Here is a 228-nt window from a genome sequence, read left to right on the forward strand (position 1 = left end):
ACCAATCGGGCCTTGTAGCATGCGGCGGCCGCGGACTCGGAACCGGCACATCGAGGCTCGGATCGACATCTTCGCTCAGAAATAGCTCGCCCCACGTCGTGATCGACCAGTAGACCTCATAGCGCCCGTCGATAATCTCGCGCTCGTACTGCTCGACGAGCTCAGCATCCGCCAGAATCTCGCACCGATCGCTCACCCGACTCTGACTAACCCGTCCACGAATATCGA

Annotated in this window: 1 pseudogene; it reads right to left on the reverse strand. The window is 60.1% G+C overall.

Annotation, left to right across the window (positions count from 1 at the left end):
• A pseudogene (locus EXE45_RS21515) lies at positions 1 to 196 on the reverse strand (repressor phrH2); the annotation flags it as partial.
• Positions 197 to 228 lie beyond the last annotated feature (32 nt).

The sequence above is a fragment of the Halorubrum sp. SP9 genome (assembly GCF_005435015.1).
Taxonomy (GTDB): domain Archaea; phylum Halobacteriota; class Halobacteria; order Halobacteriales; family Haloferacaceae; genus Halorubrum; species Halorubrum sodomense.